The sequence below is a fragment of the Devosia sp. genome (assembly GCF_034675085.1).
GTDB lineage: Bacteria > Pseudomonadota > Alphaproteobacteria > Rhizobiales > Devosiaceae > Devosia.
This window is the reverse complement of the sequence record NZ_JAUCDN010000112.1, coordinates 1-9,794: the sequence shown is the minus strand read 5'-3', so window position 1 is coordinate 9,794 and position 9,794 is coordinate 1. Positions and strand designations below refer to the sequence as shown.

Sequence of the window (9,794 nt, the reverse complement as noted above, 5' to 3'; positions counted from 1 at the left end):
TTGTAGCGGCGCATGCGCAGGCGCGCTGGGTGCAGCGGCACCGGCACCAGCAGGGGATTATCCGACCAGAGCTCGTGGCCGGCACCGGCCATCAGCCGGGCGCAGAAGCGCGAAAGCTCGGGCCGGTCGCCATATTTGAGGCGGGAGACCAGGCTGCGCGCCGCCTCGTTATAGACCAGCGCCGCCCGCGCCCGGCCAAAAGGCGGGGGGTCGGCCAGCGCCTCGGCCGAGACCGCATCGGGCCCGATGGACACGGCAAAAGGCAGGCCGAGCCGGGGACAGAGCGGCGCGGTGATGGGGCGAAGGGCGCGGAAACAGGCGGGGCACAGCGTGTCCGGAGCGGCAGCGGGCGCGGCGCAATTGAGGCAGGCCGGCGGATAGAGCAGGTCGAGCACGGCCCCGCCCAGCCGCCGCGCGGCGCGCAGGGGCGCCAGGCGGGGATAACGGCTTTTGACAAGCTCCTCGGCGCTCTCCATAAGACCCATACTGCGTTTCCCTCCCTCCGGCCGCAAGAGCATGATGAGCCAGCCGCCCGCCATCTTCGACACCGCGCTGATCGCGGCCCATCTGGCCCGGCGCCGGCAGGCGGGGGATTTCGTCACCGCCCTGGTGCTGGAGGATTTCGAGGATCGACTGGGGGCAATGCTGCGCGACTTTCCCCGCGCCATGATCATCGGGCCCGATCCCGAATTGCTGCCGGCCAGCGCCCTCACCGGCAAGGGCGTGGTGAATTTCGAGCGCTACCAAGCCTTTGGCGAGGGCGACGACCTCGCGCTGGGCGAGGGCGAGCCCTATAATCTCATCGTCTCGATCCTGCATCTGCAAGCGGTCAATGACGTGCCGGGCTATCTGGCGCGGCTGCGGGCGCGGCTGGCGCCGGACGGGCTTTTGATGATCGCGGCGCTGGGCGGGGAAACGCTGACCGAATTGCGCGAGGCGTTTCTTACAGCAGATACAATGGTTTACGGCGGCGCCTCGGCGCGGGTGGCGCCGATGATTCAGGTGCGCGACGGCGGGGCGCTGTTGCAGCGGGCCGGGCTGGCGCTGCCGGTGGCCGATGTGGAAACCCATGTGGTGCGCTACGCCTCGCCGCTGGCGCTGATGCAAGACATCAAGGCCATGGGCGCGGCCAACCCCTTGCGGGAGCGGCCGAAAATCCCGGCGAGCCGGGCGCTGCTGGCGGCGGCGTCGGCGGCTTATGAAGAGCGCGACGCCGACCCCGACGGGCGGGTTCGGGCGACGCTGGAAATCATCTGGCTGGCCGGCTGGGCCCCGCATGAAAGCCAGCAGAAACCGCTGCGCCCGGGCAGCGCCACGGTGCGGCTGAAAGACGTATTGGGGCGTTAGCGAACAGCAACCGCGAGCCCGTCTCGGTTAGCAGACTGTTAACGCCGAGCGTCCCCTTTTGTCGCATTCCAGCAACAAAAAAGGGGCCGGTGCGAACACCAGCCCCTTGAAATAAAACGACATGTGCCTCAGGCGGCGGCTTCCTCGTCGGTCTCGGCGGCATCGGCCTTGCCGCGCTTGGGCGACTTGGCGAGATTCTTCTCGATGAGCTGCACGGCCTCGGTGAGGGTGAGCTTGTTGACCGAGCCGATCTCGCGGCTCATGCGGTCCATGGCCTGCTCGAAAAGCTGGCGCTCGGAATAGGACTGCTCGGGCTGCTCCTCGGAGCGGTAGAGATCGCGCACCACTTCGGAAATGGCGATGAGATCGCCGGAATTGATCTTGGCTTCATATTCCTGGGCGCGGCGCGACCACATGGTGCGCTTGACGCGGGCGCGGCCGGTGACCGTTTCCAGCGCCTTCTTGACCTCGGCTTCCTCGGCCAGCTTGCGCATGCCGACGGATTTGATCTTGGCCACGGGAACGCGCAGGGTCAGCTTGTCCTGCTCGAAGCTGATGACGAACAGTTCCAGCGTCATGCCGGCGACTTCCTGTTCCTCGATCGAGACGATCATGCCGACGCCATGCGCCGGATAAACGACATATTCGCCCGTCTTGAACCCCAGCCGCTGCTGTGACTTCTTGGCTACCATTATACCGGTACTCCTTTTGACGCCCCAAATGGACAGTTCCCGCGGGAAGGACCGTCCACTCCTACTCTTCATCCAAGACGCCCGCCGGGCGCCGCGCAGCAAAGTCTCCAGACCTTCGGTTCCGCTTGGCCAAAGGTCCGTTCAACCACCAATATTGTCAAAAAAATCGTGCCTTGCGGCACGGGCTGGATGACGAGCTCAACTGCTTAGGAAAAGACCATAGCACAAAATTTCAGCAAAATCAAAAACTACGAATCAGGGCGTGTTTTCGCGTGGCGCCGGATGGCGCAGCCGGGGGCCGTGATGAGGCCCGGCCCCGGGCAAGGGCCGGAACCGGAGGGGCGCGGCGGGGTCAGTCGCCCTCGCCGGGCGCTTCGGAGAAATACTTCTCCAGCTTGCCGGTCTCGCCATCGCGTTCCTTGGCCTCGGGCATCGGATCGCGCCGCTCGGTGAGGTTGGGCCAGATGGCGGCATATTTGCGGTTGAGTTCGAGCCAGTCGTCCAGCCCGCTCTCGGTGTCGGGCAGGATCGCCTCGGCGGGGCATTCGGGCTCGCACACGCCGCAGTCGATACACTCGTCCGGATGAATCACCAGCATGTTCTCGCCTTCGTAGAAACAGTCCACCGGACACACTTCCACGCAGTCGGTATATTTGCAGACGATGCAGTTATCGGTGACGACATAGGTCATATCGGACGGCAGCTCGGCAGGGATCTCAACGCGTCCGGTGCTAAACCCTTTTGCCGCCCGCTGCAAGGCTGGGCGGAGCAAGGCTTGGCGTCCCGACGTCGCAGGGCGGAAAGCCATGCTCCCGGCTTGGCCGGGAGAGGCGGGGGTCAGGGTTTTTCGGCCATGACCATATAGTTGACGGCCAGGTCGGGCGAGCGGCGCCATTCGTCGGCCAGGGGGTGGAAGACCACGCCGGTGCGGCCGGTGACCTTGAGCCCGTTGCGGGCGAGCAGGGCGCCGATCTCCTCGGGGGTGAGGAATTTGTTCCAGTCATGGGTGCCCGGGGGCAGCCAGCGCAGCACGCGCTCGGCGGCAAAGACGGCCAGCACCCTGGCGCGGGCGGTGCGGTTGAGGGTGGCGGTGAGCATCAGCCCGCCGGGCCGGACCAGATCGGCGCAGCTCTTGAGAAAGAGCGGCACATTGTCGACATGCTCAACGACTTCCATGTTGAGCACCATGTCGAATGTCTTGCCCTCTGCCGCCAGCGCCTCGCTGGTGGTGGCGCGATAGTCGATGGCGAGGCCGGATTTCTCCGCATGGATGCGGGCGATGGCGATGTTGCGCTCGGCCGCGTCGATCCCGGTCACGCTCGCGCCCAGCCGGGCCAGCGGCTCGCAAAGCAGCCCGCCGCCGCAGCCGACATCGAGGATGGACAGGCCCTCGAAGGGTTTGAGGTCGGTGCCATCACGGCCGAAATGGGCGAGCAGATGCTCGCGGATATAGCCCAGCCGCACCGGATTGAACTTGTGCAGCGGCTTGAACTTGCCCTTGGGATCCCACCATTCCTCCGCCATGGCGGTGAATTTGGCGATCTCGGCCTCGTTGATGGTGGTGGCGGTCATGGCGAGCTCCATTTGGTGCCATATGAACCGGAGGAGGTGGCGGGAGCAAGGCGCGGCGTGTCGCAGCCGGCTACTGGCGCAAGCCCGATTTTTGCTCGATCCCGGCAAACCGATCGCTTGATTGCGCTCCCCCAAACCTGACATTGTTCGCCCACAAGCGGTCAGGGCCGGGGACGAAGACATGATGTTGGCAAGGGGCCTGTCGGCTTTTCCGGTCACGCCGGCCGATGCAGCGGGGCGGGTCGACGCCATTGGGCTGCGCGCCCTGGTTGCCCGACTGGTGGAGGCCAGGGTGGATTCCATCGGCCTGCTCGGCAGCACGGGCATCTATATGTATCTGAGCCGCGAGGAACGGCGGCGGGCCATCGAAACGGCGATGGACGAGACCAAGGGGCGGTTGCCCATTATCGTGGGCGTCGGCGCGTTGCGCACCGATGAGGCGGTGCGGCTGGCCCAGGACGCAAAAGCCATCGGCGCGGCGGCGGGACTGCTTTCGGTCCCCTCCTATACGCCGCTGACCGAGGACGAGGTCTTCGAGCACGTCTCGGCCGTGGCCGGGGAGAGCGGGCTTGCCCTCGTCCTTTATGACAATCCGTCAACGACGCATTTTGCCTTCACGCCCGGGCTCGTCGCCCGGCTCGCGCAGGTGCCCGGCATCGTTGCGATCAAGAACCCCGCCTGGACGGCGCAGGATGCCCCAGGCCTTCTGGCCCGGCAGCGCGCCCTGGTGCCGGCCGGTTTTTCAATCGGGTGCAGCGGCGACTGGCTGGCGAGCGAGACCATGATCGCCGGCGCCGACGCCTGGTACAGCGTGCTGGGCGGGCTGTTCCCGCATATCTGCCTCAAGATTATCCGGGCCGCGCGGGACGGCCAGGCCGATGAGGCGCGCCGCCTCGATGCCGAACTGGCGCCGCTCTGGGCGCTTTTCCGGCACTATTCGAGCCTGCGCGTCATCTATGCGCTTATCGAGATGCTGGGCATCTGTCGCGCCGATCCGCCGCGCCCGCTCCTGCCCCTTGCCGACGAGGCGAGGCGGCAGGTGGGCGACATGCTGGCAAGCCTGCCGCCCGGCCTGCTCGATCCCTGAAGCGTCGACGACCCTATGGATCGGATCGGGCGCCCCGTCCCCGTCATTCCCATTGATTGCGCCCCCGCTTTGTGGCATTTCCCCCGCCATATGCAGCGTACCGCCGGGTTCGGCGGAGTTCCGGGGAAAAGATGGCCCGTATCGTCGTCAAGTTCGGTGGCACTTCGGTGGCCAATGTCGAGCGCATCCGCCAGGCGGCGCGCCACATCAAGCGCGAGGTCGAGGCCGGCAACGAAGTCGTCGTCGTGGTTTCGGCCATGAGTGGCAAGACCAACGAGCTGGTGGGCTGGGTCAACGAGGCCAGCCCCATCCACGACGCGCGCGAATATGACGCCGTGGTCGCCTCGGGCGAGCAGGTGACGGCGGGGCTGATGGCCATCGTGCTTTCGGAAATGGGCATCCAGTCGCGGAGCTTTTCGGGCTGGCAGGTGCCGATCCGCACCGACGACGCCCATGGGGCGGCGCGGATCGTGGAGATCGACCCCACCGAACTGGACAAGCGCCTCAAGGATGGCTGGGTGCCGGTGATCACCGGCTTCCAGGGCATTTCGCCCCATGGGCGCGTGACCACGCTGGGCCGGGGCGGCTCGGACACTTCGGCGGTGGCGGTGGCGGCGGCCATTGGCGCGGACCGCTGCGATATCTATACCGATGTGGACGGGGTCTATACCACCGATCCGCGCATCGTGCCCAAGGCGCAGCGGCTGAGCCGCGTTTCCTTCGAGGAAATGCTGGAAATGGCCTCGCTGGGCGCCAAGGTGCTGATGATCCGCTCGGTGGAAATGGCCATGGCGCACAAGGTGCGCCTGGTGGTCCGGTCGAGCTTCGATGACCCCGACGCGCCGCAGCTGGGCCCGGACGGGACCCCCGGCGTGCCGGGCACACTGGTTTGCGATGAGGATGAGATCGTGGAAAAGCAGATCGTTTCGGGCGTGACGCTCGCCAAGGCCGAGGCCAAGATCACCCTGCGCGACGTCAAGGACAATCCGGGCGTGGCGGCGGCCATTTTCGGCACGCTGGCCGACCAGGGCATCGTGGTCGACATGATCGTGCAGAACATCGCCGATGACGGGGCGACAACAGACATCACCTTCACCGTGCCCGACAGCGAATATGACCGGGCGATCAAGACGCTGGAAAATGCCGGCAGCCGCATCGAATATGCGCGCATCAGCGGCTCCAAGGGCGGCGCCAAGGTGTCGGTGATCGGGGTGGGCATGCGCAGCCATGCGGGCGTCGCCAGCTCGATGTTCCGGGCGCTGGCCGACAAGGGCATCAATATCCAGCTCATCACCACATCCGAGATCAAGACCTCGGTATTGATCGATGAACAATATGCCGAGCTTGCGGTTCGGGCTCTGCATACCTATTACGGTCTGGACAGACAGGACGCCTGAGCGCCATCGAGGATGGGCCGCGTCCGTGAGGGAGGCGGCCCGCCGGGTCGTCTGTAGAGAATGGTCACGACAATAGGCGGCCCGAGGGTGCTGCTGCGTCAGTTGCGCGAAACCATGGCGGAGCCTCTGGCTTCGCAGGCGCGGCTCGACAAGATCGTGGCGCTCATCGCCGACAATATGCGGGCCGATGTCTGCTCGTTCTACGTGCTGCGCGACGACGGCGCGCTGGAGCTGTTCGCCACCAAGGGGCTGGCCGCCGAATCGGTGCATATGACCACGCTGCGGCTGGGCGAGGGGCTGGTGGGCCTGATCGCCGCCGAGGCCGAGCCGCTCAGCCTGGAGGACGCCCCCAGCCATCCCGGTTTCGCCTATCGCCCCGAAACCGGGGAAGACCGCTATGCCTCGTTCCTGGGCGTGCCGGTGCTGCGCGCCGGCCAGACGCTGGGCGTGCTGGTGGTGCAGAATGCCGAGCAGCGCCATTATGGCGAGGACGAAACCGAGGCCATGCTGACTACGGCCACAATTCTGGCCGAGATGATCGCCACCTCGGATTTCGACAATCTCATCAAGCCGGGGTCAGACATCGACCTGAGGCGGCCCCGCATGTTCAACGGCGTCAGTTTTACCGATGGCATCGCCCTGGGCACGGTGGTGCTGCACGATCCGCGCGTCGTGGTCTCCAATTTCATCGCCGAGGACACCGAGGCCGAAAAGCACCGGCTGGAAGCGGCGCTGGAAAAGATGCGCGTTTCCATCGACGCCATGCTCGACCATGGCGACATGGCCGGCGCCACCGATCACCGGGAGATCCTGGAAACCTACCGCATGTTCGCCAATGACCGGGGGTGGGTGAACCGGCTGGTGGAGGCGATCGACAATGGGCTGTCGGCGGAGGCGGCGGTGGAGCGGGTGCAAAACGACACCCGCGCCCGCATGATGCGCCAGACCGACCCCTATATCCGCGACCGGCTGCACGATCTGGACGACCTGGCCAACCGCCTGTTGCGGGTTTTGACCGGCAATGGCCATGCGCTGGAGCGCAAGGAACTGCCGGACAACGCCATATTGGTGGCGCGCAATATGGGGCCGGCGGAACTGCTCGAATATGACCGCACCAAGCTGCGCGGCGTGGTGCTGGAAGAGGGCGGCAGCACCGCCCATGTCGCCATCGTCGCGCGCTCGCTGGGCCTTGTGGCCGTCGGGCAGGCCCAATCCATCGTCTCGATGAGCGAGAGCGGGGACGACATCATCCTCGATGGCACGGCGGGCATCGTGCATCTGCGCCCCACGCCCGATATCGAGCAGGCCTATATCGACAAGGTGCGCGTCTCGGCGCGGCGCCGCGCCCATTATGCCGCCCTGCGCAGCCGGCCGGCGGTGACGCGCGACGGCGTCGCCATCACGCTGCTGCACAATTCGGGGCTGGTGGCGGACCTGCCCATGCTGGACGATACCGGGGCCGAGGGCGTCGGGCTCTTCCGCACCGAATTGCAGTTCATGATCGCCTCCAAATTGCCCAAGCTCTCCGAGCAGATGGAGCTTTACGCCGAGGCCATGGCCATTGCCGGGGAGCGGCCGGTGGTGTTCCGCCTGCTCGATATCGGCGGGGACAAGGTGCTGCCCTATCAGCGCTCCATGGCCGAGGAAAACCCGGCCATGGGCTTTCGCTCCATCAGGCTGGGGCTGGCGCGGCCGGGGCTGCTGCGCACCCAGATCCGGGCGCTGCTGCTGGCCGCCAATGGACGGCCGCTGAAAATCCTCGTGCCCATGGTCACCGAGACCTTCGAATTCCTGCAAACCCGCATGGTGGTGGAAAAGGAAGTCGAGCGCCTGCGCCGCCAGGGGCGGCCGGTGCCGAGCCGGCTCGATCTGGGGGTGATGGTGGAAGTGCCCTCGCTGCTGTTCGAATTGGACCAGCTCATGCCCGAGGCCGACTTCGTCTCCATCGGCAGCAACGATCTGGTGCAGTTCCTCACCGCATCGGACCGGGCCAATCCGCGCGTCGCCAAGCAATATGATCCCATCGCCGTGCCGCGCCTGCGCGCCATCAGGCTCGTGGTGGATGCGGCCAGGCGCTACAATGTGCCCATCACCATGTGCGGGGAACTGGCCGGCAAGCCGCTGGAGGCGCTGGCGCTGATGGCCATCGGCATGACGCGGCTGTCCATGGGGCCGGCCTCGATCGGGCCGATCAAGGAGCTGGTGCTCAATCTCGACCTCAAGCCCATCCAGGCCGCCATGGAGGCGGCGCTGCGCGAGGGGGGCGAAGGGGTGAACGTGCGCCGGCTTTTGCAGGACTGGATCGAAAAGCAGAAGCTGCCGGTCTAGCGCCGTGCTTGCGATGTTGCGCTGCACCTATTAAACGCACGGTGTCATCCCGGCGCAGGCCGGGATCCATGTTGTGAACCATCCGCTACATCCAGGGCCGGGAGACTCCCGCGCATGGATTCCGGCCTGCGCCGGAATGACCCGGTGGTTGTTGGCAGGACAAGTTGAATGGCATCTCTTCCCCAGGACAAGCTCGACGCGCTGGAGACCCGGTTTCAATATGTCGAGGCGGCGCTGTCGGGCGGCGCGGGGCCGGATGAATTCGTCAAATTCTCCAAGGAGCATGCCGAGCTGGCGCCGGTGGTGGGCGAAATCCGCGCCTACAAGAAGGCGCTGAGCGAGCACGAGGAGGCCGAGGCCCTGCTCAAATCGGGCGACAAGGACCTGGCCGAAATGGCCGAGGCGGAAATCGCCGAACTCGACGAAAAAATCGAGACGCTGTTCAACAATATCCGCATCCTGCTGCTGCCCAAGGACGAGGCCGACGAAAAATCGGTGATCCTGGAAATTCGCGGCGGCACCGGCGGGGACGAGGCGGCGCTGTTCGCCGGCGATCTGTTCCGCATGTATGAACGCTATGCCGCCAATCACGGCTGGAAGGTGAGCGTGATGGAGGAAAGCCCCGGCGAAATGGGGGGCTTCAAGGAAATCATCGCCAATGTGTCGGGCAAGGGCGTCTATGCGCGCATGAAGTTCGAAAGCGGCGTGCACCGGGTGCAGCGCGTGCCGGTGACGGAAGGCTCGGGGCGCATCCATACTTCGGCGGCCACGGTGGCGGTGCTGCCGGAGGTGGAGGACATCGATATCGAGATCCGCAACGAGGATATCCGCATCGACACCATGCGCTCCTCGGGCGCGGGCGGGCAGCACGTCAACACCACCGATTCGGCGGTGCGCATCACCCATCTGCCCACCGGGCTGGTGGTGACATCGAGCATGAAGAGCCAGCATCAGAACCGGGCGCAGGCCATGATCGTGCTGCGCTCGCGCCTCTATGAAATGCAGCGCGAGGAGCGCGACAATGCCCGCTCCGCCGAGCGCAAGGGGCAGGTGGGCTCGGGCGACCGGTCCGAGCGCATCCGCACCTACAATTTCCCGCAAGGGCGGATGACCGATCACCGCATCAACCTCACCCTCTACAAGCTCGACAAGGTGATGACCGGGGAAGCGCTGGACGAGCTGATCGAGGCGCTGATCACCACCAGCCAGGCCGAGCAGCTGGCGGCGCTGGAGGCCGCCAACTGAGCCCGGTCCCCACGATCGGCCAGGTGTGGCGCGGCTGGCGCGACGTGCTGGCGCGGCTGGGGTTCGACACTGCGGCGCTGGACGCCAAGCTGCTGGCCGGCCATGCGCTGGGCCTGGGGGCGCTGG

General features: G+C 66.0%; 9 protein-coding genes. 5 read left to right on the top strand and 4 right to left on the bottom strand.

What is annotated here, in order from left to right; translation table 11 throughout:
• Positions 1 to 485: double zinc ribbon domain-containing protein (locus VDP82_RS08940; protein ID WP_323014503.1), on the bottom strand; the 485-nt coding region annotated here is incomplete at its 3' end.
• A 34-nt stretch (positions 486 to 519) separates the two neighbouring features.
• On the opposite strand from VDP82_RS08940, the gene VDP82_RS08935 reads away from it, so the two are divergent.
• Positions 520 to 1,347 (top strand): SAM-dependent methyltransferase, encoded by an 828-nt coding sequence (locus VDP82_RS08935; RefSeq protein ID WP_323014502.1) that lies wholly within the window; start codon positions 520 to 522, stop codon positions 1,345 to 1,347.
• A gap of 128 nt (positions 1,348 to 1,475) precedes the next feature.
• Here the strand turns inward: VDP82_RS08935 and VDP82_RS08930 are convergent, their stop codons facing one another.
• The 3 genes from VDP82_RS08930 to ubiG all read right to left on the bottom strand — a co-directional run bounded on the left by VDP82_RS08930 (position 1,476) and on the right by ubiG (position 3,611).
• Positions 1,476 to 2,039, bottom strand: a complete 564-nt coding sequence (locus VDP82_RS08930; protein ID WP_323014501.1) for a CarD family transcriptional regulator — start codon at positions 2,037 to 2,039, stop codon at positions 1,476 to 1,478.
• Positions 2,040 to 2,391: 352 nt separating this feature from the next.
• Positions 2,392 to 2,730 carry a ferredoxin FdxA gene (fdxA, locus tag VDP82_RS08925; RefSeq protein ID WP_323014500.1) on the bottom strand — a complete coding sequence of 113 codons (339 nt, stop codon included), beginning with the start codon at positions 2,728 to 2,730 and terminating at the stop codon, positions 2,392 to 2,394.
• A 146-nt stretch (positions 2,731 to 2,876) separates the two neighbouring features.
• Positions 2,877 to 3,611, bottom strand: a complete 735-nt coding sequence (gene ubiG, locus VDP82_RS08920) for a bifunctional 2-polyprenyl-6-hydroxyphenol methylase/3-demethylubiquinol 3-O-methyltransferase UbiG (RefSeq protein WP_323014499.1) — start codon at positions 3,609 to 3,611, stop codon at positions 2,877 to 2,879.
• Positions 3,612 to 3,792: 181 nt separating this feature from the next.
• On the opposite strand from ubiG, the gene VDP82_RS08915 reads away from it, so the two are divergent.
• The 4 genes from VDP82_RS08915 (at position 3,793) to prfA (ending at position 9,668) form a co-directional block, all read left to right on the top strand.
• Complete coding sequence (locus tag VDP82_RS08915; protein WP_323014498.1) at positions 3,793 to 4,698, top strand: dihydrodipicolinate synthase family protein; 906 nt, start codon at positions 3,793 to 3,795, stop codon at positions 4,696 to 4,698.
• A gap of 131 nt (positions 4,699 to 4,829) precedes the next feature.
• Positions 4,830 to 6,095, top strand: a complete 1,266-nt coding sequence (locus VDP82_RS08910; protein ID WP_323014497.1) for an aspartate kinase — start codon at positions 4,830 to 4,832, stop codon at positions 6,093 to 6,095.
• 60 nt (positions 6,096 to 6,155) lie between these two features.
• Positions 6,156 to 8,423 carry a phosphoenolpyruvate--protein phosphotransferase gene (gene ptsP / locus VDP82_RS08905; protein WP_323014496.1) on the top strand — a complete coding sequence of 756 codons (2,268 nt, stop codon included), beginning with the start codon at positions 6,156 to 6,158 and terminating at the stop codon, positions 8,421 to 8,423.
• A gap of 168 nt (positions 8,424 to 8,591) precedes the next feature.
• The gene (gene prfA / locus VDP82_RS08900; RefSeq protein ID WP_323014495.1) at positions 8,592 to 9,668 is read left to right on the top strand and encodes a peptide chain release factor 1; all 1,077 of its coding nucleotides are present in this window, start codon (positions 8,592 to 8,594) and stop codon (positions 9,666 to 9,668) included.
• Positions 9,669 to 9,794 lie beyond the last annotated feature (126 nt).

Coding starts and splice junctions, on each gene's coding strand:
- VDP82_RS08915 (WP_323014498.1), top strand. CDS start 3,793: ATGATGTTGGCAAGGGGCCTGTCGGCTTTTCCGGTCACGCCGGCCGAT.
- VDP82_RS08930 (WP_323014501.1), bottom strand. CDS start 2,039: ATGGTAGCCAAGAAGTCACAGCAGCGGCTGGGGTTCAAGACGGGCGAA.
- VDP82_RS08935 (WP_323014502.1), top strand. CDS start 520: ATGAGCCAGCCGCCCGCCATCTTCGACACCGCGCTGATCGCGGCCCAT.
- prfA (WP_323014495.1), top strand. CDS start 8,592: ATGGCATCTCTTCCCCAGGACAAGCTCGACGCGCTGGAGACCCGGTTT.
- ptsP (WP_323014496.1), top strand. CDS start 6,156: ATGGTCACGACAATAGGCGGCCCGAGGGTGCTGCTGCGTCAGTTGCGC.
- VDP82_RS08910 (WP_323014497.1), top strand. CDS start 4,830: ATGGCCCGTATCGTCGTCAAGTTCGGTGGCACTTCGGTGGCCAATGTC.
- fdxA (WP_323014500.1), bottom strand. CDS start 2,730: ATGACCTATGTCGTCACCGATAACTGCATCGTCTGCAAATATACCGAC.
- ubiG (WP_323014499.1), bottom strand. CDS start 3,611: ATGACCGCCACCACCATCAACGAGGCCGAGATCGCCAAATTCACCGCC.